This window comes from Falsihalocynthiibacter arcticus, assembly GCF_000812665.2.
GTDB lineage: Bacteria > Pseudomonadota > Alphaproteobacteria > Rhodobacterales > Rhodobacteraceae > Falsihalocynthiibacter > Falsihalocynthiibacter arcticus.
On sequence record NZ_CP014327.1, the window covers coordinates 204,509 to 229,721 of the forward strand.

The window sequence follows — 25,213 nt, forward strand, 5'->3', positions numbered from 1 at the left end:
TAATATTTCACAACTGCGCAACAAATGGAACTTCCAGTTCATAGCGCGACAGGTCAAACAATTCTGCGGCCAAGGGTTTCCGTGGGCCAATTGACTGTCTATATCTAGGGCAACTTTGCAATTTCTAGAAATTTGGGGGGCCAAATGGCCGAAACGCGTCACACAAAAGTTTTGATAATTGGATCTGGGCCTGCTGGGTATACTGCTGCGGTCTATGCAAGCCGTGCCATGCTTGAACCGATTCTAGTTCAGGGCATCGAACCCGGCGGCCAATTGACGACAACAACCGAAGTCGAAAACTGGCCTGGCCACACGGAAATTCAGGGGCCTGATCTCATGATTAACATGGAGGCCCATGCGCGCGCCGTGGGTACCGAGGTGATTAGCGACATAATCACCTCACTCGACACTTCCAAACGTCCGTTTATCGCCGTTGGTGACAGCGGCACGATTTACACCGCCGATGCCGTGATCCTCGCTACCGGTGCGCGGGCCAAATGGCTTGGCCTTGAGAGTGAAGAGAAGTTTAAAGGCTTTGGCGTTTCGGCATGTGCCACCTGCGACGGATTCTTTTACCGCGGTGACGAAATCGTTGTCATAGGTGGCGGCAACACAGCTGTCGAAGAAGCGCTGTTTTTAACGAAATTCGCATCAAAAGTTACACTTGTTCACCGCCGCGACGAGCTTCGGGCAGAGAGAATTCTCATTGATCGTCTTGAAAAGAATGAGAAAATCTTCCCGCTCTGGTTTAACGAATTGGTCGAAGTAGTTGGCGACGACAATCCAACGGGAGTCACGGGTGTTCGGACAAAGAACGTTAAGACTGGCGAAATCACCGAGATCCCTTGCAAGGGTGTTTTTGTGGCCATCGGGCATTCACCAAGCAACGAATTGGTGAAAGACGTCCTCGAAACCCACATGGGAGGCTATGTTGTGACCAAACCGGACTCCACCGAAACATCCATTGCAGGCATTTTCGCCGCCGGCGACTTAACGGACCATAAATACCGCCAAGCCGTGACATCGGCTGGCATGGGGTGCATGGCCGCCCTCGAAGCCGAGCGATTCCTCGCAGGCGAATAGAAACAGGGGCCGCCAGAAACCTGTCCCTCTGGCGGCCCTATCCACTTCAAAATAGAAACCATTTCTGCCCTCCACCGTCCAAATCCGGAAAATTCGTCCAAAATCCAACGAATCCATGTGTTTTTGGCCTCAACTCGCAAACCTGGCCGATGCTGGCTTGAATTTCACACCTTAAACGCGTTATTTCGCGGCAATCTTCTTCGCCCATGAATGACGGGCATTTACCTTTTTGGAATTGAGTAACCCTATGCCCGTATCCAGCCTCGCCCCGATCCCAGAGCTTTTTGTCTCCTATGAATCCGCGCAGAAATTGAAACTAGAAGCAGCCGACCTTGTTTCGTGGGACCTAACACCGCGTCAAATTTGCGACCTAGAACTCCTAATGAATGGTGGTTTCAATCCGCTCAAAGGTTTCTTGGGCGAGGACGACTATAATGGCGTCGTTGAAAACATGCGCCTTGCGGATGGCACGCTTTGGCCGATGCCAATCACGCTCGACGTTGGCGAAGCATTTGCCGAAACCCTCGAATTGGGCCAAGATATCGCCCTGCGCGACCAAGAAGGCGTTATTCTCGCAACCTTGACCGTGACAGACCGTTGGGAACCCAATAAATCCCTCGAAGCCGAGAAGGTTTTCGGAGCCGATGACGATGCGCACCCGGCAGTAAATTATTTGCACAACCAAGCCGGAAAAATTTACCTCGGTGGCCCAGTTACGGGTATCCAACAGCCGGTACACTATGATTTCCGCGCCCGTCGCGACACACCAAATGAGTTGCGCGCCTATTTCCGCAAAATGGGCTGGCGTAAAGTTGTCGCGTTTCAAACGCGTAACCCGCTGCATCGTGCCCACCAAGAACTGACATTCCGTGCCGCCAAAGAAGTGCAAGCCAACTTGCTAATCCACCCTGTTGTTGGCCTCACCAAACCCGGTGACATTGACCACTTCACGCGCGTGCGGTGTTATGAAGCCGTCTTGGATCAATATCCATCGTCCACAACATCGATGAGTCTCCTTAATCTTGCTATGCGCATGGCGGGTCCACGCGAAGCGGTTTGGCACGGTTTGATCCGCAAGAACCACGGCGTTACCCACTTTATCGTTGGTCGCGACCACGCGGGCCCCGGCAAAAACAGCCAAGGCGAAGATTTCTATGGCCCCTATGAAGCGCAGGATTTATTCCGCGTGCACCAAGAGGAAATGGGCATCGAAATGGTCGATTTCAAACACATGGTCTATGTGCAAGAACGCGCTCAATACGAACCTGCGGACGAGATTGAAGAGGGCGTAACTGTTCTTAACATCTCAGGCACCGAGCTTCGCCGCCGCCTTTCGGAAGGGCTTGAAATTCCTGAATGGTTTAGCTTCCCAACCGTTGTAGAAGAATTACGCAAGACCCGCCCAGCCCGAGCGAAACAAGGCTTTACCGTCTTTTTCACCGGATTCTCTGGCTCAGGAAAATCGACCATTGCTAATGCTTTAATGGTAAAACTTATGGAGATGGGTGGCCGTCCGGTGACGCTTCTTGATGGTGATATCGTGCGTAAAAACCTCAGCTCTGAACTTGGGTTTAGCAAAGAACACCGCGACCTTAACATCCGCCGCATCGGATATGTTGCGAGCGAAATCACCAAAAATGGTGGCATCGCCATTTGTGCGCCAATCGCGCCCTATGCAACGACCCGCCGCGCCGTACGTGAAGAAGTTGATCAATTCGGGGCCTTCATTGAAGTCCACGTCGCCACGTCGATCGAAGAATGTGAACGTCGGGATCGCAAAGGCCTGTACAAACTTGCGCGCGAAGGGAAGATCAAAGAGTTTACTGGAATTTCAGACCCCTACGACGTTCCTCTAACACCAGAACTGTCTGTGGAAACCGAGAACGTTGATGTCGATAACTGTGCGCATCAGGTCATTCTTAAACTTGAAAGCATGGGCCTAATTACAGCCTAAGCTTTTCTTCTAAGCAAAAAAATACCCCGGTCGCAAAACCGGGGTATTTTCTTTTATAACCTACGTGAATCGCTCAAAACCTTGCGCGCATAGGACTTATTAGTGCACCGTCATCGGTACAAAATCATTTTCCAGCGCTAAGTGAAACGCAGTTTGGCGGTCATTCACCAATGCCACCTGTTCTCCATTGGCCTTATGTACCGAATAAACGCGCGTAAGCTCTGGAATTTCCAGTCGAATATCCATTGGCAGCGAGGCCACCTCAACAGGACGTACGTAAACGATCCGGCTGTCGTCATTTGGTAGTTTCATTTTCGTATTCATATCCAGCCCCAATCTCGATTGATTATTTCTGATTTATTTCAATTGTTTGCACCACAACATCGGGTACAGCGCGCGTCAGATCGATATGCAACAAGCCATTCTCGGTTTTCGCATGTCCAACCTCCACCCCTTCCGCCAGCACAAAGCTCTTTTGGAACTGTCGTCCGGCGATTCCGCGATGAAGATACACACGACCGTCGCTTTCTTCAGATTGACGCCCCCGAACCACAAGTTGTTTATTCTCAACCGTGATCGACAGATCTTTCTCATCGAATCCCGCCACAGCAAGAGATATTCGATAACTGTTTTCGCTGGTTTGTTCAATGTTATACGGAGGATAGCCTTCATTTCCGGACTTGACTGTCCGTTCAACAAGGCGTTCAAGTTGATCAAACCCCAATAAAAATGGGTGAGACCCGAGTGTAAGTTTCGTCATCGACGCGTCCTTCTCAAAAGCGACTGTCTATTTATGGCCCCGCTTTGCGGCGGCCGCTTAGATTAAATATGGGCACGCTGGAGGTGAGTCGCAAGGGGCGTTAATTTATCGTTGTCCTTAGGTAACATATTTTTCCCCGCTGGCGGTAAAACACGCTATTTTCAGGCAAAATCAATGCGAGTCGAAAGTTAATAAACCCATGTCGGATACTGCGAATGAAATGCCCCGAGACGACGTTCTGCGGGTAAAACTATCCGTTTTGACTCAGGAGCACCGCGACCTAGATCTTGCGATTCATGCGTTGGAGGAGTCTCGTTTGGCCGATCAGCTGCAACTTCGGCGGATGAAGACCAAAAAACTGTCGCTAAAAGACCGAATTTCGGCAATCCAAGACGAGCTGACGCCCGATATCATTGCCTAGCCGCGTAGGTTAGCTATAGTGCCGCTTCCATTGCACTCGGCCCAAAAGACTGGGCCCAAACCCTGAAATGGGCACGTTATGATAGATGTTAAAGTTGGAATCATTATGGGCAGCCAAAGCGACTGGCCAACAATGAAACTCGCCGCTGAAATTCTGGACGAATTGGGCGTGCCCTATGAGACCAAAATTGTATCCGCGCACCGCACGCCGGACCGCCTTTGGGCTTATGGCAAAACAGCCGTGTCGCGCGGCCTTCAGGTTATTATTGCAGGTGCCGGTGGTGCCGCGCATTTGCCCGGAATGATGGCGAGTAAAACCCGTGTTCCTGTAGTTGGCGTGCCAATCCAGACCCGCGCACTTTCTGGTGTGGATAGCCTTTATTCCATCGTCCAAATGCCTAAGGGCTTTCCCGTCGCGACGATGGCGATTGGCGCTGCGGGGGCCGCCAATGCGGGCCTCATGGCCGCTGGGATTCTGGCCAATAATGATCCAGACCTTGCCGCGCGATTAGACCAGTGGCGCGACGACCTCGCAGCCTCCATTCCGGAAGAACCAAGTGATGAGTGAAGCAATGCTAAAAACCGGCGCGACGATTGGAATTCTAGGCGGGGGGCAGCTTGGAAGAATGCTGTCGGTCGCGGCCTCGCGTCTGGGCTTTGCCTGTCACATTTTTGAACCTGGCGTGAACCCTCCAGCGGGCGACGTGGCAGCCAAGGTCACAACGGCCAATTACGACGATTTGGCTGCTCTCACAGCTTTTGCCAAAAGCGTCGATGTCATAACTTACGAATTTGAAAACATCCCAACCGAAGCCCTCGATCACCTCGAGTCTCTGTGCCCAATTCGCCCGGGCCGCGAGGCCCTTCGCGTCTCACAAGACAGGATCACCGAAAAAGACTTCCTTGTCGGTCTTGATTTGAAAACAGCGCCTTACGCGGCGGTTGATACACTCGAAGCTCTGGCAGATGCTCTTGCAACAATCGGCACACCAGCAATCCTTAAAACGCGCCGTTTTGGCTATGACGGCAAGGGACAGGCACGGATTATGGCGCCCGTTGATGCCCCGTTGGCCTTCGCCAACATGGCGGGTGCGCCGAGCGTGCTCGAAGGCTTCATCAACTTTACGCATGAAGTCTCGGTGATTGGGGCCCGCTCGATTGATGGTCAGGTGTCCTGTTATGACCCCGGAGAAAACGTCCATCGCAACGGGATTTTACACACAACGACCGTCCCTGCCCGGCTAACATCAAGCCAACGGATGGACGCGGTTCTACTGACAGCAAACATCCTCAATGCATTGGATTATGTTGGCGTCATGGGGGTCGAACTTTTCGTGACATCCGAAGGTTTAATCGTCAACGAGATCGCGCCACGCGTCCATAATTCGGGCCATTGGACGCAAAACGGCTGTGTGATCGACCAGTTCGAACAACACATCCGCGCGGTGGTCGGCTGGCCCCTTGGGGATGGTTCCCGCCATGCAGACGTAGAAATGCACAACCTGATTGGCACCGATATGGACCGCGTTTCGACCTTGGCCGCCGAAGGGAATGCCGCGCTTCATTTGTACGGAAAAGCGGATGTAAAATCTGGCCGCAAAATGGGCCATGTGAACCGCCTCGTCCCCAAAAAGCCCGCAAAAACTTAGCGCAGAAAATCAGGCAGGAGGTCTTGGGTCAAAAGGAGATCCTCGACCGCCTGTGTCCACGTTAGATTGTGGTCGAATTTTCCTTCCTCAAGGAAGGTGTAAACCTGTCGAATGACCAAAGCGTTATTCATCATAAACGTATGATTTACAGGCAAAACGATATGGTCCGCCGCCCACTCGAGGCGCGTCGAGGCAACAGAGACCTTGCCATCATCGGGCCCTTCAATCAGGGCCGAGTAGATTGGATTTAGGCTTTGATCCCCCGCAATAACACCGAGCTCAAATTGTGACTTTTGAATGCGGGCGATCATATCGTCGGCTTCAGTACCCAATTGAAGCCCAGCAGGTCCGTTGACCCACTCAAACGGCTCCAAATCCCCTAAGATATCCACCAATTCCGACCCATGATTTGGCGGCGCAAGCATGACCACACGGCCTAAGTTTTCAGGCTCAGTTTCAGCGACCCAGACACGCACCAAAATCCCGCCCATAGAGTGGGTGACAAAGTTAATTTTCTCGTCACCGCAAGCGGCCACGGCTGGTGGGAAGGTTATTTCAACGAGGTCCTGTACCTTCATTTTCGTCGAAGGATAGCCTTGGTTTACGACCTTATAGCCCTCTGACACCAAATAATGCTCAAGGGCGAATAGGGAGTTCGATCCACGCGCCAATCCATGTAGAAAAATGACGCATTCAGCCGAGGCAGATGCGGGCAATAACAAAAAGAGGGCTACTAAAAAACGTTTCATCATTGCCAAAATATAAGACTCGTTGTGCAAAAATACGAGGGGAATTCCTGACCTGTGAGGATCACGCTGCGGAAGGACGCTTGAGGGAAATCAAAACACCCGCCAAAACCAGTGCCGTAGCGATCACGAGCTTATTGGTCAGAGGCTCGTTCAGGATCAAAACACCGCCGATGGACGCGATAATCGGGACAGTCAGCATGGAAATTGCCGCAACCGTGGAAGGGAGTTTGGGCAAAACTGCGTACCAAACAACATAGCCCATTCCTGATGTGACAACCCCTGAGATTATGGCCAAGGTAACACCCGTGACGGTGTATGTGGCATGGGACGCGCTCAACAATACAACCAAAAGCGACAAAGGAATCGCGAAGATAAAGTTTCCGGCGGTTGTCGCCAATGGATCGATTGCATGCCGCCCGATCAGCGAGTAAATCCCCCATCCGACTGCCGCCGCAGACATCATCAACGCTCCCACAAAAGATATTTGGAGAGACTGGCTCTCTGAGGGCCACAGCAAGTAAATCAATCCTACAAAGGCCACAGTGGCGCCAATCCATCGTGCCGCTGGAAGGCTTTCCCGCGCGAAAACAGCGCCTGCGAACATGGTAACTTGAACGCCGCCAAACAGAATAAGCGCCCCTACTCCCGTGCCTAAAGTGATGTAAGCAAAGGAAAAACCGACCATATACACCGCAAGAGAGACAACGCCGCCCACGCCTGCCGATGCAATTTTTCCGCCGCGCATCAAAACCGCGACCCAGAGGAAAACCCCGCCTGACAATAGGCGCACTGCGGCGAAGCCTGCGGGATCAATGGCCATCTGAGCAAGGGCCAATCGATTGAGGACAGAATTGGCAGCAAAGGCCACCATTGCTAAGGCAACTAGAAATAAAAGACGCATACCGCCTTTTGACGTCATCAGCCCTTTAGGGCAAGAGCATTGAATTTTTAAAAACTTCAACAATTTTAAAACTGTCAATTTTCTCATGCCGCATCGAAAAAGGGCCCACGTTTCCGCAGGCCCTTTCAAAATTTCTGATGAAGCTAAAAGCTTACATCATGCCGCCCATGCCGCCCATGTCGGGCATGCCGCCGCCGCCAGCACCAGCTGGAGCAGGTTTATCAGCGATCATGCATTCTGTTGTGATCAAGAGACCAGCAATAGAGGCCGCATCTTCGAGCGCTGTGCGTGTAACTTTCGCAGGATCGATAACACCAAATTTGAACATGTCGCCATATTCTTCTGTTTGAGCGTTAAAGCCGAAAGTTGGGTCGTTGCTTTCGCGGATTTTGCCCGCAACAACAGCACCGTCAACACCAGCGTTTTCTGCGATTTGACGCAGTGGCGCTTCAAGAGCACGCATAACAATAGCAATGCCCGCTTCTTGGTCAGCGTTCGCTGCTGTCATGCCGATAAGAGACTTAGCTGCTTGAATGAGAGCAACACCACCACCAACGATAACGCCTTCTTGAACCGCAGCACGTGTTGCGTTCAATGCATCGTCAACGCGATCTTTGCGCTCTTTAACTTCAGTTTCTGTCATGCCGCCAACGCGGATAACAGCAACACCACCAGCCAATTTGGCTACGCGTTCTTGAAGTTTTTCACGGTCATAATCGGAAGTTGTTTCTTCGATCTGTGTACGGATTTGGGAAACGCGTGCTTCGATTTCTGCTTTTACGCCAGCGCCGTCAACGATTGTTGTTTCGTCTTTGGTGATGGTGATGTTTTTCGCAGAACCAAGCATGTCGATTGTGACAGACTCAAGCTTCATGCCGAGGTCTTCGGAGATCACTTGACCACCCGTAAGAACCGCGATGTCTTGCAACATGGCTTTACGACGATCGCCGAAACCAGGAGCTTTAACAGCCGCAATTTTCAAGCCGCCACGAAGTTTGTTCACAACGAGAGTTGCAAGCGCTTCGCCTTCAACATCTTCTGCGATAATCAGAAGCGGTTTGCCGGATTGGATCACTGTTTCAAGCAATGGAACCATCGGCTGAAGCGAAGAAAGCTTTTTCTCGTGAAGCAAGATAAGACAGTCGTCAAGTTGAGCGAGCATCTTGTCAGGGTTCGTCACGAAGTAAGGGGAGAGGAAGCCGCGGTCAAACTGCATGCCTTCAACAACATCGGTTTCTGTTTCCAGACCTTTGTTCTCTTCAACAGTGATAACGCCTTCGTTGCCAACTTTTTGCATCGCGTCTGCGATTTGACGACCGATTTCAGCTTCGCCGTTGGCGGAAATTGTACCAACTTGCGCAACTTCGTCGCTGTCTGCAACCGGACGGGAAGACGCTTTGATCGCTGCAACAACTTTGGCAACAGCCAAGTCGATACCGCGCTTCAGGTCCATTGGGTTCATGCCAGCAGCAACTGATTTCAGGCCTTCTTTAACGATGGCTTGAGCCAAAACTGTTGCGGTTGTTGTACCGTCGCCAGCTTCGTCATTGGTACGGGAAGCAACTTCCTTAACCATTTGTGCGCCCATGTTCTCAAACTTGTCTTCAAGTTCGATCTCTTTGGCAACTGTAACACCGTCTTTGGTGATACGGGGTGCGCCGAAGGATTTTTCAATCACAACGTTGCGGCCTTTAGGGCCCAAAGTTACTTTAACCGCATCGGCCAAAATATTCACACCAGCAAGCATACGATTGCGGGCGTCTGTGTTAAAACGGACTTCTTTAGCCATTTGACACTCCTACAGAAAATTAATGTTGGGAAAGGATCGCTTAGCCGAGAAGGCCGAGGATATCGCTTTCTTTCATGATGAGCAGCTCTTCGCCGTCAACGGTGACTTCGGTGCCGGACCATTTGCCAAACAGGACTTTGTCGCCTGCTTTTACGGACATTGGGATAAGCTCGCCGCTGTCTTTGCGTGCGCCTTCGCCCACTGCAATAACTTCAGCTTCAGCCGGTTTTTCTTTTGCGCTTTCGGGGATAAATAGGCCGCCAGCAGTCTTTTCGTCGCTTTCAACGCGACGAACGAGTACACGGTCATGTAACGGTGTAAATGCCATCTCAGAACGCTCCTTCATTCGAGGTTTCAATTCTTTGTCACTCAACACGGTCGAGTGATAACGACTGGAACCTATGTATCGCTCACGAAGGTGTCAACCGCCAACTATGCAAATTTTCCCACTATTCGCGCACGCCCTATTTCCATGCGGGGTATCAATCCCTATCTATTAAGATAACAGGAGATTTTATGCGGCGTTTTATCTATTTTATTGCACTTTTCTTCGGCGCTTCTTTGCCTGCACACGCCACCTGTGAGGGGCAAGACCTCATTCAGACGATGCCGTCGGAAGAACGCGCGGCATTTGACGCCGTCGTTAATGCGCAGCCATTTCCCAGCGGGAATTTCTGGCGCGCACAAAAAGGCGACCAGGAGGTTTTCCTATTTGGCACATTCCATATGGGCGATCCGCGTCACGATGCAACCATGCTCAAAATCGCGCCCTATCTGGATTCTGCCGACCTCGTGTTGCTCGAAGCCACGCGGAACGACGTGAAGAAACTTAAAACCTACATGGCCCAAAAACCGGAAATCTTGTTCATTCAAGACGGACCAACCCTTCCCGACCAACTTCCCGAAGACCTTTGGCAACAGTTTTCCAAGGAAATGGGAGTGAGGGGAATTCCGTCGTTCATGGCCAGCAAGTTTCGGCCGGGCTATGCCACGATGATGCTTGGCATCCCGCCTTGTGCGATGGATTTTGTCTCTGGAGACGCGCCTGCGGGCTTGGATACCCTCATTCAGAATTATGCGCGTGATAATGGCGTTGCGACCAAAGGCCTTGAGCCTTTTGACACAGCGATTGGCATTTTCAACCTCCTAGAAGAGGGTGACCCGATGGAAGCTTTGCGCATTGGGATCGCCATGACAACCGACGCCACGAACAGTTTTATTACCCTGCGCGAAGGCTATTTTCGCGGTGACCACGGTGCGATTTGGGAATTTAGCCGACGCACAGCCCTCTCAACACCTGGGCTTGATCCAGACTTGCTAAAACAGGATTTCGCCAAACTAGAGCGCGTCACCCTTGTTGATCGCAACGTCGCTTGGATGTCCGTTATTTTGGAGGAAGCAAAGGATAAACGGCTTTTCATCGCTGTCGGGGCGGCCCATTTAACGGGAGAGACAGGCATTTTGAATCTGCTGGCAAATGAGGGGTACACCCTGTTTCCGATCGACTAGCCTAGGCGTGTGCCTGCTCCCCTTTGGGAGTCAGCGAATAGACCCCCAATCCGACGCGCTCAAACCAGCCATAGTGATCATCCGCCATCATCCGCGTCGCTACCTCAACACCCGTCGCCTTGGCCACCACCGCGCCTTTTGACGGGCCATTCTTGGCCAAAAATAAGGCGATTTTGGTGGCGTCTTGCCGATAAGCCGTCACAAGACCAACCCGCGTTTGCCCGCCCGCATTGGGGTCACCAACCCGCCGCGCAAACTCCCGCAACAATCGCGTTTGGCGCGGTTTGGATTTTCTGGGTGTAAAGGGCGCGGGGTCCAAATGGACTTCGACGAACTCATCCTTCAAACGCACAGTAATAAGCCCCAACCCCAAACGTCGACACAGACTTAAATGCCCCTTGAGGGCCGTCAAAAAAGGTTTCCCCTTGCCGCGCGGCACCGCCAGATAAACATCATCACTTATGGCTTGCCGCGCCACACCTTGGTGCAAAAGCGTGAGCGTAAACCCAAGCTTCAACTCAACCAGAACCGGCGCCTCGTCCCCGCGCACCGCGACAACATCAACCGCCCCGATTTCCGCCTTCACCTCGTAGCCCTGCGCCTCTAGATAGGCTTTCACTGGCGGATACAAATCTGTTTCGCGTGGTTTTACATTCGGTTTGGCCAAAGTGTTTCCCAGTTTCAGGTTCCAAGGAGCGCGACCTAAAGCCACGTGCGTAAAAACTGTGACGTTATCCGCGCCACCAATGCGTGACAAGCCCATCGACTCCCCCTATAACGCGCTCAAATCCCTTTGAAATTGGACATATCTCATGACAACACTCGTTTTCGGCCACAAAGCCCCCGACACCGATAGCGCCGGTTCCGCCCTCATTTGGGCTTGGTACTTGAATGACGTGAAATCAACGGCGGCCAAGGCCGTTTTGCTCGGAACTCCCAACACCGAAGCCGCTTTCGCTCTGCAACGCTGGGGCTTTGAAACTCCTGAAATCATTGCGGATGTTGCCGATGGCGCGCCCGTTGTGATCGTCGATACCAACAACCCAGCCGAACTTCCTGCAAATATTAACAACGCGGATATCAAAGCCATCATCGACCACCACAAATTGGTGGGTGGCCTTGAAACAAGCGGCCCAATCTCGATCACAATCCGCCCCCTCGCCTGTACGGCCACAATCATGCACAATCTGATGGGCGACAACGCGGCGAATATGACAGCCCCGATTAAGGGCCTCGTGCTGTCGTGCATCCTTTCGGATACGCTTGAATTCCGCTCCCCGACCACAACCGACCAAGATCGCGCCCTTGCGGAAAAATTGGCTGGTGAACTGGACCTCGACATTCCGACGTATGCCGCCGAAATGTTCGCAGCGAAATCCGATATCTCACGCTTCTCTGACGCCGACCTTCTGCGTATGGACAGCAAGGAATTCACTGTGGACAACGTAAAATTCCGCGTGTCCGTCCTTGAGACCACCGCTCCGGCAATCGTACTCGACCGCAAGGCGAGCCTTTTGGCTTCGTGTGCGACCGTCGCCGCCGAGGATAATGTTGACCACGTTCTCTTGTTCGTTGTCGACATTCTCGCCGAAGAAGCCACCCTGCTTATCCAAAACGACACCGTCAAAGCGGTCGCAGAAAAAAGCTTCGGTGTGCCCGTTTCTGGCGACAGCGTGGTCCTTCCCGGTATCATGAGCCGCAAAAAGCAGATAATCCCAAACCTTAAAGTTTAAGTTAGTTCACAATTTTTCAGGGGGTGCCATGTGCGCCCCCTTTTTCATCAAAAGGAATGTTTCTATGTCGCGCATTGTCTCTTCTCTCGCTGAAATTTCCGACACATACGACGCGCTTTTTGTCGACCTTTGGGGATGTGTTCATGATGGAATCGCGGCGATTCCAGACGCTGTGGCCGCCCTGCAAGCGTACCGCAAACGTGGCGGAAAAGTCATTTTGGTCACCAACTCGCCCCGCCCCCGCGCTTCAGTTGAGATTCAACTCGATGGCTTTGGCGTGCCCCGCGACGCATGGGACGCAATCGCGACCTCGGGCGATTCTGCGCGCTCGGCGATGTTTCGCGGCGCTGTTGGAGAAAAAGTCTATTTCATGGGAACTGAAGACGAAAAGGCTGCCTTCTTTCGCCCTATCGCCGTCGTCAAGGACGCACGCGAAATCACAGCGGTTCCCCTAGCGGAGGCGGAAGGAATTGTGTGCTGCGGCCCCAAAGATTCCCTCGCCGACCCTGCCGTAAACCGCCCCACATTTCTTGCCGCCAAAACACGCGGCTTAAAACTTCTGTGCGCCAACCCTGATATTGTCGTCGACCGCGGGGAGCGCCGTGAATGGTGCGCAGGTGCGCTCGCCGCGCTCTATACCGAAATGGGGGGTGACAGTATGTATTTCGGTAAACCACATCCACCAATCTATGATCTAGCCCGCCGCCGACTCGCGGAAATCGACAGCGGCATTCCGGATGACCGTATTTTGGCCATTGGCGACGGCATTCACACCGATATCCAAGGCGCCGTGGGGGAAGACATAGATTCTTTGTTCATCACTGGCGGCCTCGCAGCTGCAGAAACTGGGACAACAGATCAGCCCAACCCCAAGCGTTTAAAGACATATCTTGATGTTTCTGGCTTTCAGCCAACATATTCCATCGGGTTCCTGCGTTAAAAAACACTTGATTTTCTGCGCCAGCAAAGTAATAAAATACCAACAAAGGCAATCTGTTGGTATTTTTATTTCGTTATGGATGTAAGGATGACGCAAATGTTGGACAACTTTTACCGAGGCACCGTCTGTATCGAGGACTTGGAAGTCGGCATGTCGCGGCATGTTGAGAAGGCCATCACAGATCGGGACATCGAGCTTTTTGCCGAAGTGTCGACTGACCGTAACCCTGTCCATCTCGACGATGCCTATGCGCAGGACACCATTTTTGAGGGTCGCATTGCGCACGGCATGCTGACAGCGGGTTTAGTATCTGCGGTGATCGGCGAACAACTCCCTGGCCATGGGACAATTTACCTAAGCCAAAGCCTCAAGTTTCTTGCCCCAGTGCGCCCAAACGACATCGTCCGCGCAGAAGTTACCATCGCGCAGATCGACTACTCCAAAAGACGTGTGACGCTTGATTGTCTATGCCTTATCGACGGAAAACCCGTGCTGAAAGGCGAGGCAATAGTCCTCGCACCCTCCAAAAAACTCGACTGAATACAACGCCCCATGAAGTCTAGAAACTGTACCGAAAACCAGCCAAGAAAGCTTCACTATCTAGATAGGACACGGCCACCCCTTGGGTGTCGTAGCGACGGTACGTGGCGTAGAGTTGCAAATTTTGCCTGTCAAAGCTTTGGACAACAGCCAAACCCACGGACTTGCTTGATGATCCATCCGCAGGGATATCCGCGCCCAAGTAGTAATCAAGCGAGAAGGCCGTCGTGCCCGCGTCAAAAAAATCACGCAAAACACCTGCCTTGACGTAATTGTAGTCGCCAATGTCCTTCGTTGTGCCGCTTGCCACCGTAAGATTGAGGCCGGAGGATTTGTGTAAGACGGATGCAGACCCCGCGAGGTTTTCGAAGGTCTCGCCAATCCAACTCACCCCGACACCCGCCATAAAGCGATAAGTGTCCGTCTCCCCTTCATAGCGCCCCGCCAAATCGGAATAGACATTGTCATCATCGTCGTGAAGGACATCTTGGCCATGCGCCACCGAGAACATAAATCCATTGAAATCCGGCGTATCGTAGCGCACGCGGAACAAACGTCTGCCGTCCAGATTTTTGTAGTAATCCGCAATTATTTCCCCGCTGAGGGTGCCGTCTACGCTCCGTAACAACTGGCTCGCCGCAGAATCTTTGACCGAAACACCAGCGACCACTGTTGTGTTGGAGAAATCGATTCCCGTGATGCCATCTGTCGCCATTGATCCTTGACCAAACGCAAAGTTGCCCACAAGGTCGTTTTCAAATTCCACCTCCAAGTGGCGGATATTTGTTTTGTCGATTGTATACCCACTCCCCACCGGCGTGTTCAAATTAACAGACGATGTGGAGTTTGGAGTAATCCCCACTTCAAAACGACCATCAATGCCCCACCCTGACCCAAGGGTGTTTTGATATCTCACTCCAATACGGGAACCAGAGTTGTCGTTGTCAACGGGGAAGTAACTTTGTGAAATCTCGCCGTCATCATACCCCAGATATCCTTGACTTACTTGGCCGTAAAAATCAAACGCACCTCCCGTGTCCATCGTGGTATCTTGGGCAATTGCCGTCCCTGCGAGAACCAGTGCAAACAGTACAGTTGCGGAAAATAGTGGAGTTTTCGGCTGTGAAATCATGAAGTTACATCCATTTTAGCGTTACGGACCATTCTAACTCAAGTTCCCAAAAATGGCGATATATCGGGGGATTTCAGCTTGCAATAAGTGTATTTCGAACACACCATATCAAGCCCGCATTAACGTAAGGTGCCCCAGTAATCCTCACAAATGCTTGCACGGGCGCACGTCCGAGGATATGTGCCAAGCATGCATGTTTTCCGCGATCATACCTTCATTGACCCCAAGTACCGAGGCGCGAGCATTGCGATTGGAAACTTTGATGGCGTGCATCGCGGCCACCAAAAAGTTATCGATATTGCACGTGCTGCAGCCCCCTCGGCCCCCCTTGGAATTCTCACGTTCGAACCCCACCCGCGCCAATACTTCGCCCCCAAAGGCGAGTCTTTTCGCCTGATGAATGCGACCGCCCGCGCCCACCGCTTGGAAAAGCTGGGTGTTGAAAGGCTGTACGAGTTAAACTTTAACGCCTCCCTTTCCACCTTTTCGGCGCGCGCCTTCGCGCAAGAAATCCTGTCCGAAGGCATTGGCGCCCGTCATGTCACCGTCGGCGAGGATTTTCGTTTTGGAAAAGGGCGCACAGGGAACGCCACCGATTTGATCGCGTTTGGAAAAGAATTTGGCTTTGGCGTCACGATCGTAGAACTGGTTGCGGACGGGGACGATGAAGTTTCCTCCTCCGCAATTCGTGCAGCGCTATCCGCTGGACACCCCGAGGTTGCCGCCCGCATGCTGGGCCATTATCATCGTATCGAGGGGCAAGTCATTCGTGGCGATCAACGTGGCCGCGAGCTGGGGTATCCCACTGCTAATATGTCAATCTCCGGCCTGCATCCTCCAAAATTCGGCGTCTATGTTGTACGGGTGGATATTCTCACTGGTCCGTATGCGGGAACATATAGTGGCGCGGCCTCTATGGGGGTGCGCCCAATGTTTGGTGAAAACCTTCCCAACTTGGAAAGCTACCTCTTTGATTTCAAGGGGGATATCTATGGGGAAAATATTTCCGTCGCGCTAATTCAATACTTGCGCCCTGAGGAAAAGTTTGACGGGCTTGAAGCCCTCATCGCGCAAATGGACGCGGACTGTGTTAAAGCGCGGCAAATACTCGCCGCGCTTTAATCAAAACATTCAGGTAGTGTAGGTGCCTTCGTAAATTGGCCCGAGCGTGTCAGCGTCAAACAAAGACGAAACCGAAGTGCCATTCCATGTGTTCTGAATTGCTTGGGCGAACATCGGAGCGGTCGGAACAATCCGAATGTTTGTCGCATCGACAACAGGCTTCGTAGGCTGAATGGAATCGGTAATCACCAAAGATTTCATCACCGAATTAGCAACCCGCTCAACGGCGGGCCCAGACATGACGCCGTGTGTGATGTAGGAATGAACTTCCTTGGCCCCGCTTTCCATCAGGACTTCTGCGGCCTTGCAAAGGGTTCCTGCGGTATCCACCATGTCGTCCACGATGATACAGGTTTTGCCCGTCACATCCCCGATCACTTTCATTTCCGCGATTTCGCCAGCTTTTTCGCGACGCTTATCAACGATGGAAAGCGGCGCATTGATCCGTTTGGCCAATTCGCGCGCGCGCGCAACCCCGCCCACATCCGGGGACACGACCATCAATTCATCCATGCGGCCCTTGAATTCATGTTCTATATCAAGCGCAAACACGGGTGAGGCATAGAGGTTGTCCACGGGAATATCGAAAAACCCTTGGATTTGAGTGGCGTGAAGGTCCAGCGTGAGAACACGCTCGATCCCAGCTTGGGTAATGAGGTTTGCAACAAGTTTCGCCGAAATAGGGGTGCGCGCCTTGGTGCGGCGGTCTTGACGCGCGTAGCCAAAATAGGGAATGACGGCCGTGATCCGCGCTGCGGACGAGCGCCGCAGTGCATCTGCGATAATCAACAATTCCATCAGATTGTCGTTCGCCGGATTTGACGTGGACTGGATGATAAACATATCCTCGCCACGAACATTTTCATAAACTTCGACGAAAATCTCTTGGTCGTTAAAGCGTTCAACGCGCGCGTCAACAAGGCCGACGCTCACACCACGATGCAGCGACATACGGCGTGCAATGGCGGTTGCGAGCGGACGGTTCGCGTTTCCGGAGATAAGTTTGGGAGCAGATTTGGTGGACATGGCAGGGGGTCCCTATTGAAAGTCAGTATCAGAATCATGACGTTGACACGGCTTAACATCTCGCTACCGTCGTGCCAAAGAAAATGCCGCCTTGGAGGCCATATATGACTAAAATAGACTACTATTTCGCGACGATTTCCCCTTTCACCTATTTAGCAGGCGCACGCCTTGAGGAAATCGCGAAAAAGCACGCGGCGCAAGTGACATACAAACCGCTCGACATTATGGCGCTTTTTGCACGCACGGGCGGTACCCCCCAAAGGATCGCCATCCAAATCGCATGGCATATCGCCTGCAGGAAATCCGTCGCCAAGCCGCGCGCACGGGCCTGCCCACGAATATAAAACCCGCGCATTGGCCCACAAATATGGCCCCTTCGGCTTATGCAATCATTGCGGCCCAAAACACCGGCGGCGATGTCGGCGCGCTTGCCCACGCGTTTACCCGCGCCTGTTGGGCCGAGGAAAAAGACGTGGCCGATGAGGGGGTCATCCGCGCCCTCCTCGCTGCAAATGGGTTCGACCCTGAGTTGGTGAACTCAGGCCTCCTAAGTGGTGCAGAAGCATATGCTCGCAACCTTGAGGATGCCGTAGAAGCAGGTGCTTTTGGCGCGCCTACCTATGTTGCTGACGGGGAAGTTTTTTGGGGTCAAGACCGTTTAGACGACCTTGATCTCCACCTCGCGGGCAAACTTTAAGTTCGCAAAATATCAAGGAATTGGTCGATCATCTCATGGCTGATCGACCAGTCACAAACAAACCGTGCAATGAGAGGCTCCTCTGGATCCTCCCCGTCTAGGTCGCCGACCATGACGTGATAGACGGCTCCCGCCTCTTTGAGTTTTTGATGCGCAGCGCGAGGAAGGGACGCGAAAATAATATTGGCATCTACAGGTCCAACGAATTCGGCTCCCGCTTTTGCAAGCCCCTCCGCGAGATACGCTGTGTTTTCATTGGCGGAAGTGGCGGACGAAAGCCACAAGTTATCAGTAAGATACGCCAACATTTGCGCCGCAAGGAAACGGTTTTTTGAGAACAAATGTGCGCCGCGCTTTCGGCGCAACTCAAATTCGGCCGCATCGCTAGGGTCAAAAAAGATAGCAGCCTCAACGCCAAGTAATCCGTTTTTGGTCCCGCCGAAGGACAGCGCCTTGACCCCAACTCGCCATGTCATTTCTGCGGGTGTGCATCCCAATGCGGCTATCGCATTCGCAAAACGTGCGCCGTCCATGTGGGTCTTGAGGCCATAGGATTTGGCCAAGCCCGTAATGGCTGCAATTTCGTCCAAGCTGTATATTGTGCCCGCTTCCGTGAGCTGGGTGATTGAAATCGGGCCGCGCTGTGGTCCGTGTACGCCGCGATTTCCTTCGCCCCGAATGGCACTTCCCAGAAATTGCGGGGACATTTTTCCATCAGTCGTCGGAATCAAAGTGAGCTTGGCGCCGCCCGTATAGAACTCCGGCGCGTTGCATTCGTCCTCATGGATATGGGCTACATCACTGCAAAAAATCGTATCAAACGGTCGCGCTAGACAGGCGAGAATAAGAGAATTGGCCGCCGTCCCTGTGGCCACAAGATGCACGACGGCTTCGGGTGCTTCGAAGATGGTGCGGATTTTGGAGGTCACTTCGGCCATGATCGCGTCGGCACCATAGGGCATGGCAAAGCCCGAATTAGCGTCGAGCAAGGCTTGCATCACTTCGGGGTGGGACATTCCGGCGTTGTCTGATGCAAAAAACATTAACTTAAGTCCTCAATGATATAGTCTTCCCAGTCTTCTTCGGCGACTTCAAATTCGGGAATTGTCCAGCCACGCACAGAGATTCCGGCCGTATGCACGGTTTGTGGATCGCCCGAAACAAGGGGGTGCCAGTCGTTTAATGGCTTACCCTCGTGAAGCAAGCGGTACGCGCATGTTGCGGGCAACCAATAGGCGACATCTTTGATCGTTTCGGGCTTCAAGGAGACACATTCAGGCACGAATTGTTTGCGAATTTCATACTGACCACATTGGCAACTGTCATCGTCCAAAAGACGGCACGCAACCCGTGTAAAGGCAACTTCCCCCGTGTCCTCGTCTTCGAGCTTGTTGAGGCAGCATTTCCCACAGCCATCGCAAAGCGCTTCCCATTCGCGGGAATTCATTTTCGTGAGGGGGATGGATTCCCAAAAATTGGGCCGCAATCCGGATCGATCAATTTTGTTGTTCATAGGCCCCTTCTAGGGAAAGTTGGAGCCCGTGGAAAGAGCCCCGAAATCTTAATGAACATCCCAGTCGTCCTCATTTTCCAACTCCCCACCGCCGTCCAGTCGACGCGAATGCGTGCAATGCGGGTGTCGCCCCAAGTTTTAAACACAGCGACGAACCCCTCAGTGGACACTTTTTCAGTCGTTAAATCCCCACGCTGATTGGTTGCACTATCAAAATCCCACATGGATATCGAAATTTGAACGACGGGTGGCGTGCGGAAGGCGGTGCTGAAAGAAACCGCCTCGCGATGCTCGCGTTGGCCCTCGCCCGTCCACATATTTCCATCGTGCTGAAAATCCGAAAACAGCACAAGGGAGCCTTGATCAATTCCGAGTTGGTGATTTTGAAAACGCCGCATGAATGTTCCTCAAACTTCTCGGTAGTTTATTGAGAAAAAAGGCCAAGAAAAGGCAAAAGGCCCCACAAATCCTTGCAGGGCCTCTAAAATTCAAAATAAGTTAATTTAAGCCCGTAGGCCAAGCTGGTTCGCCAAAGAAACGATGTCAGCAATCTGTTTTGCAAGAATGTCGATCTGGTCGGCGGGTGCGTTATCGAGAGCCCTTTTGGCGTCGGCAACGATTTCATCGATCATCTCTTGGGTCGCTTCTGATGCGGGTGCGGCTTTTTCGGCCAAAACCGAAGTCGACTTGTCCGAAATTTCGGCAAAGCCACCCGTAACAAGATACTCTTGCGTGCCTGTTTCACTGGCAACTTTTAGGATACCAGGGCGCAGCGTTGTGATCAAAGGCGCGTGGTTTGCCAAAGCTGTGAGATCGCCGTCGGCCGCCGGGATTTGTACCTCGGTTGCTTCATACGATGCCAAGCTACGCTCAGGCGTTACCAGATCAAACTGCAGTTTCTCAGCCATATCGGCCTCCTTCAGAGTTTGTTTGGCGGGCCGGAACCCGCCAAAAACCCGTTACATTAAGCAGCGTCAGCAGCCATTTTCTCGGCTTTTGCAATCACTTCATCGATGCCACCAACCATATAGAAGGCGCCTTCTGGAAGGTGATCATATTCGCCAGCAACAACAGCCTTGAACGAAGATACTGTATCTTCGAGCGGAACCTGTTTGCCGTCTGCACCGGTGAAGATTTTCGCAACGTCAAAAGGTTGTGACAAGAAGCGTTCAATTTTACGCGCACGAGCAACGGTTTGCTTATCTTCTTCAGAAAGCTCGTCCATGCCGAGAATTGCGATGATGTCTTGCAGCGATTTATAGCGCTGAAGGATTTGTTGAACGTCTGTCGCAACTTTATAGTGCTCATCACCAATAACGAGCGGGTCAAGCAAGCGCGATGTCGAACCAAGGGGATCCACCGCAGGGTAGATGCCTTTTTCCGAGATCGAACGGTCAAGAACCGTTGTCGCATCAAGGTGAGCAAACGACGTGGCTGGCGCAGGGTCAGTCAAGTCATCCGCAGGAACGTATACGGCTTGCACCGACGTAATCGAACCAGCTTTGGTCGATGTAATACGCTCTTGCATCGCGCCCATGTCGGTCGCCAATGTTGGCTGGTAGCCCACAGCGGAAGGAATACGACCTAGAAGGGCCGAAACCTCGGAACCCGCTTGCGTAAAGCGGAAGATGTTGTCCACGAAGAACAAAACATCGGAACCTGTTTCATCACGGAACTGCTCAGCAATTGTGAGACCGGACAAAGCAACACGCATACGCGCACCGGGAGGCTCGTTCATTTGGCCATAAACCAGCGCGATTTTCGATTTTTCGAGGTCATCAGGAACGATAACGCCGGATTCGATCATCTCGTGGTAAAGGTCATTGCCTTCACGTGTCCGCTCACCAACACCCGCAAATACGGAGAGGCCAGAGTGCACTTTGGCGATGTTGTTGATCAATTCCATGATCAAAACTGTCTTACCAACACCCGCACCACCGAAGAGGCCAATTTTGCCGCCTTTGGTGTAAGGCGCGAGAAGGTCGATAACCTTGATGCCTGTTACGAGCATCTCGGAAGACGTCGCCTGCTCATCAAAAGAAGGCGCAGGCTGGTGAATCGCGCGACGCTCTTTCGTTTTGACCGGACCTTTTTCATCAACGGGATCGCCGGTGACGTTCAGGATACGGCCAAGTGTTGCGGGGCCAACGGGAACCGAAATCGGCTCGCCAAGGTCCGTCACAGGAGCGCCGCGAACGAGGCCCTCTGTTCCGTCCATCGCAATTGTCCGTACAGTGTTTTCGCCAAGGTGCTGAGCCACTTCGAGGATCAGCTTGTTGCCGTTATTTACTGTCTCAAGAGCGTTCAAAATCTTAGGCAGATCGCCCTCGAATTTAACGTCTACAACGGCGCCAATCACAGCTGTGATTTTGCCAGTAGCTTTCGCTTTTGCCATTTTGTTTCTCCGGTCCTTTAGAGCGCTTCAGCGCCCGAAATGATTTCGATAAGCTCATTGGTGATGACGGCCTGACGCGAGCGGTTGTACACAATGGTCAGGTCTTCAATCATTTCACCCGCGTTACGTGTTGCGTTGTCCATTGCAGACATCCGAGCACCTTGCTCAGATGCGCCATTCTCAAGGAGAGCGGCGAAAATCTGTGTGGCCACACCACGCGGCAAGAGATCCGCAAGGATCGCCTCTTCGCTGGGTTCATAATCATAGAGCGTTGATGCTTCGCTCGTTTCTTCAAACGAGGCCGGGATCACCTGTTGTGCTGTTGGCACTTGGGTCACCACGTTTACAAAGCGGCTATAAAAGATCGTTGCGACATCAAATTCACCGACATTAAAGCGGTCAAGAACTTGGGTCGCGATCTTGTGAGCATTGACATAGCCAACACGTTTAACATCGGACAGATCAACGTGGCTGATCATAGAGCCCGCGAAATCGCGTTTGAGCTGGTCACGCCCTTTTTTGCCAACAGTCAAGATTTTGACCGTCTTACCAGCCGCTTGAAGCTCCTGAGCTTTTGCGCGGGCCAGCTTGGCAATAGAAGAGTTGAAACCCCCACAGAGACCGCGTTCAGACGTCATGACCACCAAAAGGTGAACTTGATCTGAACCCGTACCCGTGAGCAACTTCGGACCGGAGGACGAGCCACCAACCGCCGCAGCTAGGCCACCCAGAACGGAATTCATCCGTTCTGCATAAGGGCGACCAGCTTCTGCAGCATCTTGCGCGCGGCGAAGTTTCGCCGCGGCAACCATCTGCATGGCTTTGGTGATCTTACGTGTCGATTTGACACTTTCGATCCGGTTTTTTAGGTCTTTCAGGTTTGGCATGTATCCAATCCTATCCTAAGGCGAAAATACTAGGCGAAATTAGCAGCGAACTCATCGAGTGCGACACGAATCTTGGCTTCTGCGTCCCCCTTAATTTTGGGGTCCTCATCAGCAATCCATTTCAAGATGTCAGCGTGTTTGCTGTGTAGGTGAGACAAAAGTCCCGCCTCAAAACGTCCGACGTCTTTCACTGCGATTTTGTCCAGATACCCTTTTGTACCCGCCAGGATCAAACAAACGATTTCTGCGTTTGTAAGGGGCGAATACTGAGCCTGCTTCATCAATTCGGTCAAGCGAGCACCACGGTTCAGCAATTGCTGAGTTGCAGCATCGAGATCGGAACCAAACTGTGCGAAGGCAGCCATCTCACGGTACTGAGCAAGCTCAAGTTTAACCGGACCAGCCACCGATTTCATCGAGTTTGTTTGTGCGGAAGACCCAACACGCGAAACCGAGAGACCAGTGTTAACCGCTGGACGGATACCTTGGTAGAACAATTCAGTTTCCAAGAAAATCTGACCGTCGGTGATCGAAATCACGTTCGTCGGAATAAACGCAGAAACGTCGCCGCCTTGAGTTTCAATAATCGGCAGCGCCGTCAAAGAACCAGAACCGTTATCTTCGTTTAATTTCGAAGACCGCTCCAAAAGTCTGGAGTGAAGATAGAAAACGTCGCCTGGGTAAGCTTCACGTCCGGGAGGACGACGCAGCAAGAGGGACATTTGACGGTAGGACACGGCTTGCTTGGAAAGATCATCATAAACGATCAAAGCGTGGCGGCCATTGTCACGGAAGAATTCCGCCATCGCAGTCGCAGCATATGGCGCAAGGAACTGCATAGGGGCAGGATCCGAAGCCGTCGCAGCCACAACGATTGTGTATTTGATCGCGCCAGTTTCTTCGAGCTTTTTAACAAGCTGAGCAACTGTGGAGCGCTTTTGACCGATCGCAACGTAAACGCAGTAGAGCTTTTTGCTCTCGTCGTCGCCAGCGGCCTCATTGTAAGATTTTTGGTTCAGGATCGTGTCGAGCGCGATCGCTGTTTTACCTGTTTGACGGTCACCAATAATCAATTCGCGCTGGCCACGGCCAACGGGGATCATCGAGTCAACAGATTTCAAACCAGTCGCCATTGGCTCGTGAACAGACTTACGGGGAATAATGCCCGGAGCCTTGGAGTCCGCAACAGCGCGATTTTTTGTTTTGATCGGGCCTTTGCCGTCGATCGGATTACCAAGGCCGTCAACAACGCGCCCCAACAATTCGTCGCCGTAAGGCACGTCCACGATGGAGTTTGTCCGCTTAACGAGGTCACCCTCTTTGATGTCACGGTCAGACCCGAAGATAACAACACCAACGTTGTCTGCTTCAAGGTTCAAAGCCATCCCGACGATGCCGCCAGGGAACTCAACCATTTCACCAGCTTGAACATTATCAAGCCCATAAACGCGAGCGATACCATCGCCAACGCTCAATACTCGGCCGACTTCGGCCACTTCGGCGTCTTGGCCAAAGTTTTTGATCTGGTCCTTAAGGATCGCAGAAATTTCGGCAGCTTGGATAGCCATTATCCGACCTCTTTCATTGCGTTCTGGAGGTTAGCGAGCTTAGAGGAGATCGACGTGTCGATCATCTTTGAGCCCATCTTAACAATAAGGCCGCCGATGAGGGATTCATCCACGGCAACATTCACGATGACATCTTTGCCAACTGACGCCTTAAGCGTTTTGGCAAGCGCGTCTGCCTGAGCTTTGGTCAGCTTCTTAGCTGCCGTCACTTCGGCGGTGACTTCCCCCTTCTCATCGGCAATCCGCGTACGCAGAGCCGTGATCAATTGGGGCAGCACGAAAAGGCGACGCTTTTCGGCCATCAGACCCAGCGTGTTAGACACGATAGGCGAGAGTTTCATTGCTTTGGCAATAGCAGTCACAGCGTTGCTTTGCTCGTCACGCGATAACACGGGTGAAGAAATCAAAGTCACAAAATCGTCGCTGTCACTAAGTGCGCTTTCCAACGCGTTACAATCAGCCTCAAGGGCTGGGAGTTTTTTGCCTTCTTTGGCCAAGTCAAAGACGGCCGTGGCATAGCGCGTAGCAATGCCAGAGGAGATCGAAGCTGGTTCGGACACGTCCACCCTTCCGCTAGTCTGGGCCTCCTTCGGTACCCCGCGTTATGCAGGACTTAGTGAGGCAGCCTAAGTAACGCATGTTCACACACGCGTTGAAATCGGCTGTGATGTAGCAGAGCAATTGCCACGTCGCAACACTCTATACGCGTTTACACTATATCAATTGGCCCATGAAACAGGGCTGTGCGCTGACAGCGACAGAAATCTTCGGTATTTTTCTCATATTGGGACTGCGATTTATTAGATTTCCAAGCCCTTTATCTGATTCCATGAATCGGTGCGCTAT

Annotated in this window: 27 protein-coding genes and 1 pseudogene; 11 read left to right on the forward strand and 17 right to left on the reverse strand. The window is 52.3% G+C overall.

The window, feature by feature from the left end:
* Positions 1-144: 144 nt before the first annotated feature.
* Both trxB and RC74_RS01100 read left to right on the forward strand, forming a co-directional pair.
* Positions 145-1,083, forward strand: a complete 939-nt coding sequence (gene trxB / locus RC74_RS01095; protein ID WP_039004383.1) for a thioredoxin-disulfide reductase — start codon at positions 145-147, stop codon at positions 1,081-1,083.
* A gap of 247 nt (positions 1,084-1,330) precedes the next feature.
* Entirely contained in the window at positions 1,331-3,037 is a 1,707-nt protein-coding gene (locus RC74_RS01100; RefSeq protein WP_039004384.1) for a bifunctional sulfate adenylyltransferase/adenylylsulfate kinase, read from the forward strand.
* A 99-nt stretch (positions 3,038-3,136) separates the two neighbouring features.
* On the opposite strand, the gene RC74_RS01105 is transcribed toward RC74_RS01100, so the two are convergent.
* On the reverse strand, positions 3,137-3,361 hold the full coding sequence (locus tag RC74_RS01105) for a DUF1150 family protein (RefSeq protein WP_039004385.1): 225 nt from the start codon (positions 3,359-3,361) through the stop codon (positions 3,137-3,139).
* A 22-nt stretch (positions 3,362-3,383) separates the two neighbouring features.
* On the reverse strand, positions 3,384-3,797 hold the full coding sequence (locus tag RC74_RS01110; protein WP_039004386.1) for an Hsp20 family protein: 414 nt from the start codon (positions 3,795-3,797) through the stop codon (positions 3,384-3,386).
* Between the two features lie 220 nt (positions 3,798-4,017).
* On the opposite strand from RC74_RS01110, the gene RC74_RS01115 reads away from it, so the two are divergent.
* From RC74_RS01115 to RC74_RS01125, 3 genes are all read left to right on the forward strand, one after another.
* Complete coding sequence (locus RC74_RS01115; protein WP_082802387.1) at positions 4,018-4,218, forward strand: YdcH family protein; 201 nt, start codon at positions 4,018-4,020, stop codon at positions 4,216-4,218.
* Between the two features lie 78 nt (positions 4,219-4,296).
* Positions 4,297-4,785 (forward strand): 5-(carboxyamino)imidazole ribonucleotide mutase, encoded by a 489-nt coding sequence (purE, locus tag RC74_RS01120; RefSeq protein ID WP_039004388.1) that lies wholly within the window; start codon positions 4,297-4,299, stop codon positions 4,783-4,785.
* Positions 4,778-5,866, forward strand: a complete 1,089-nt coding sequence (locus RC74_RS01125) for a 5-(carboxyamino)imidazole ribonucleotide synthase (protein ID WP_039004389.1) — start codon at positions 4,778-4,780, stop codon at positions 5,864-5,866. Before purE ends, RC74_RS01125 begins: the two co-directional genes overlap by 8 nt.
* On the opposite strand, the gene RC74_RS01130 is transcribed toward RC74_RS01125, so the two are convergent.
* The 4 genes from RC74_RS01130 to RC74_RS01145 all read right to left on the reverse strand — a co-directional run bounded on the left by RC74_RS01130 (position 5,863) and on the right by RC74_RS01145 (position 9,633).
* Positions 5,863-6,615, reverse strand: coding sequence for an alpha/beta fold hydrolase (locus RC74_RS01130; protein ID WP_039004533.1), 753 nt, complete (start codon positions 6,613-6,615; stop codon positions 5,863-5,865). The genes RC74_RS01125 and RC74_RS01130 overlap by 4 nt on opposite strands.
* Positions 6,616-6,676: 61 nt before the next feature.
* Positions 6,677-7,516, reverse strand: a complete 840-nt coding sequence (locus RC74_RS01135; protein WP_039004534.1) for a DMT family transporter — start codon at positions 7,514-7,516, stop codon at positions 6,677-6,679.
* A gap of 151 nt (positions 7,517-7,667) precedes the next feature.
* Positions 7,668-9,305, reverse strand: coding sequence for a chaperonin GroEL (gene groL, locus RC74_RS01140; protein WP_039004390.1), 1,638 nt, complete (start codon positions 9,303-9,305; stop codon positions 7,668-7,670).
* A gap of 40 nt (positions 9,306-9,345) precedes the next feature.
* Complete coding sequence (locus RC74_RS01145) at positions 9,346-9,633, reverse strand: co-chaperone GroES (protein ID WP_039004535.1); 288 nt, start codon at positions 9,631-9,633, stop codon at positions 9,346-9,348.
* A 188-nt stretch (positions 9,634-9,821) separates the two neighbouring features.
* On the opposite strand from RC74_RS01145, the gene RC74_RS01150 reads away from it, so the two are divergent.
* Positions 9,822-10,814: a TraB/GumN family protein gene (locus tag RC74_RS01150; RefSeq protein WP_039004391.1), complete on the forward strand. Its 993-nt coding sequence runs from the start codon at positions 9,822-9,824 to the stop codon at positions 10,812-10,814.
* 1 nt (position 10,815) lies between these two features.
* Here RC74_RS01150 and RC74_RS01155 read toward each other — a convergent pair whose 3' ends face one another.
* Positions 10,816-11,577 (reverse strand): DUF2161 domain-containing phosphodiesterase, encoded by a 762-nt coding sequence (locus RC74_RS01155; protein WP_082802152.1) that lies wholly within the window; start codon positions 11,575-11,577, stop codon positions 10,816-10,818.
* A 49-nt stretch (positions 11,578-11,626) separates the two neighbouring features.
* Between RC74_RS01155 and RC74_RS01160 the strand changes: the two genes are divergently transcribed.
* From RC74_RS01160 to RC74_RS01170, 3 genes are all read left to right on the forward strand, one after another.
* The gene (locus RC74_RS01160) at positions 11,627-12,547 is read left to right on the forward strand and encodes a manganese-dependent inorganic pyrophosphatase (RefSeq protein ID WP_039004392.1); all 921 of its coding nucleotides are present in this window, start codon (positions 11,627-11,629) and stop codon (positions 12,545-12,547) included.
* A gap of 64 nt (positions 12,548-12,611) precedes the next feature.
* Positions 12,612-13,487 carry a TIGR01459 family HAD-type hydrolase gene (locus RC74_RS01165; protein ID WP_039004537.1) on the forward strand — a complete coding sequence of 292 codons (876 nt, stop codon included), beginning with the start codon at positions 12,612-12,614 and terminating at the stop codon, positions 13,485-13,487.
* Positions 13,488-13,583: 96 nt separating this feature from the next.
* A complete protein-coding gene (locus tag RC74_RS01170; protein ID WP_039004538.1) occupies positions 13,584-14,027 on the forward strand; it encodes a MaoC family dehydratase in 444 nt (147 codons plus the stop codon).
* Positions 14,028-14,046: 19 nt separating this feature from the next.
* On the opposite strand, the gene RC74_RS01175 is transcribed toward RC74_RS01170, so the two are convergent.
* Positions 14,047-15,159: a porin gene (locus RC74_RS01175; RefSeq protein ID WP_039004393.1), complete on the reverse strand. Its 1,113-nt coding sequence runs from the start codon at positions 15,157-15,159 to the stop codon at positions 14,047-14,049.
* A 189-nt stretch (positions 15,160-15,348) separates the two neighbouring features.
* Here RC74_RS01175 and RC74_RS01180 point away from each other — a divergent pair, with 189 nt between their 5' ends.
* Entirely contained in the window at positions 15,349-16,281 is a 933-nt protein-coding gene (locus tag RC74_RS01180) for a bifunctional riboflavin kinase/FAD synthetase (RefSeq protein ID WP_039004394.1), read from the forward strand.
* Between the two features lie 9 nt (positions 16,282-16,290).
* On the opposite strand, the gene RC74_RS01185 is transcribed toward RC74_RS01180, so the two are convergent.
* Complete coding sequence (locus RC74_RS01185; RefSeq protein ID WP_039004395.1) at positions 16,291-17,307, reverse strand: ribose-phosphate pyrophosphokinase; 1,017 nt, start codon at positions 17,305-17,307, stop codon at positions 16,291-16,293.
* Positions 17,308-17,411: 104 nt separating this feature from the next.
* Between RC74_RS01185 and RC74_RS01190 the strand changes: the two are divergent.
* A pseudogene (locus tag RC74_RS01190) lies at positions 17,412-18,004 on the forward strand (DsbA family protein).
* Here the strand turns inward: RC74_RS01190 and RC74_RS01195 are convergent.
* The 8 genes from RC74_RS01195 to RC74_RS01230 form a co-directional block, all read right to left on the reverse strand.
* Positions 18,001-19,047 carry a threonine aldolase family protein gene (locus tag RC74_RS01195; protein ID WP_039004397.1) on the reverse strand — a complete coding sequence of 349 codons (1,047 nt, stop codon included), beginning with the start codon at positions 19,045-19,047 and terminating at the stop codon, positions 18,001-18,003. The pseudogene RC74_RS01190 and the gene RC74_RS01195 sit on opposite strands and share 4 nt — an antisense overlap.
* A complete protein-coding gene (locus RC74_RS01200; RefSeq protein ID WP_039004398.1) occupies positions 19,047-19,517 on the reverse strand; it encodes a YcgN family cysteine cluster protein in 471 nt (156 codons plus the stop codon). Before RC74_RS01200 ends, RC74_RS01195 begins: the two co-directional genes overlap by 1 nt.
* Complete coding sequence (locus RC74_RS01205; RefSeq protein ID WP_335339564.1) at positions 19,514-19,915, reverse strand: H-type lectin domain-containing protein; 402 nt, start codon at positions 19,913-19,915, stop codon at positions 19,514-19,516. The genes RC74_RS01200 and RC74_RS01205 overlap by 4 nt, the downstream gene beginning before the upstream one ends.
* Before the next feature lie 105 nt (positions 19,916-20,020).
* Positions 20,021-20,425 (reverse strand): F0F1 ATP synthase subunit epsilon, encoded by a 405-nt coding sequence (locus RC74_RS01210; RefSeq protein ID WP_039004400.1) that lies wholly within the window; start codon positions 20,423-20,425, stop codon positions 20,021-20,023.
* A gap of 56 nt (positions 20,426-20,481) precedes the next feature.
* Entirely contained in the window at positions 20,482-21,912 is a 1,431-nt protein-coding gene (gene atpD, locus RC74_RS01215) for a F0F1 ATP synthase subunit beta (RefSeq protein WP_039004401.1), read from the reverse strand.
* 17 nt (positions 21,913-21,929) lie between these two features.
* Positions 21,930-22,799, reverse strand: a complete 870-nt coding sequence (locus tag RC74_RS01220) for a F0F1 ATP synthase subunit gamma (protein ID WP_039004402.1) — start codon at positions 22,797-22,799, stop codon at positions 21,930-21,932.
* Positions 22,800-22,828: 29 nt separating this feature from the next.
* On the reverse strand, positions 22,829-24,367 hold the full coding sequence (atpA, locus tag RC74_RS01225) for a F0F1 ATP synthase subunit alpha (protein ID WP_039004403.1): 1,539 nt from the start codon (positions 24,365-24,367) through the stop codon (positions 22,829-22,831).
* Positions 24,367-24,927, reverse strand: coding sequence for a F0F1 ATP synthase subunit delta (locus RC74_RS01230; RefSeq protein ID WP_039004539.1), 561 nt, complete (start codon positions 24,925-24,927; stop codon positions 24,367-24,369). The genes atpA and RC74_RS01230 overlap by 1 nt, the downstream gene beginning before the upstream one ends.
* Positions 24,928-25,213: the final 286 nt, after the last annotated feature.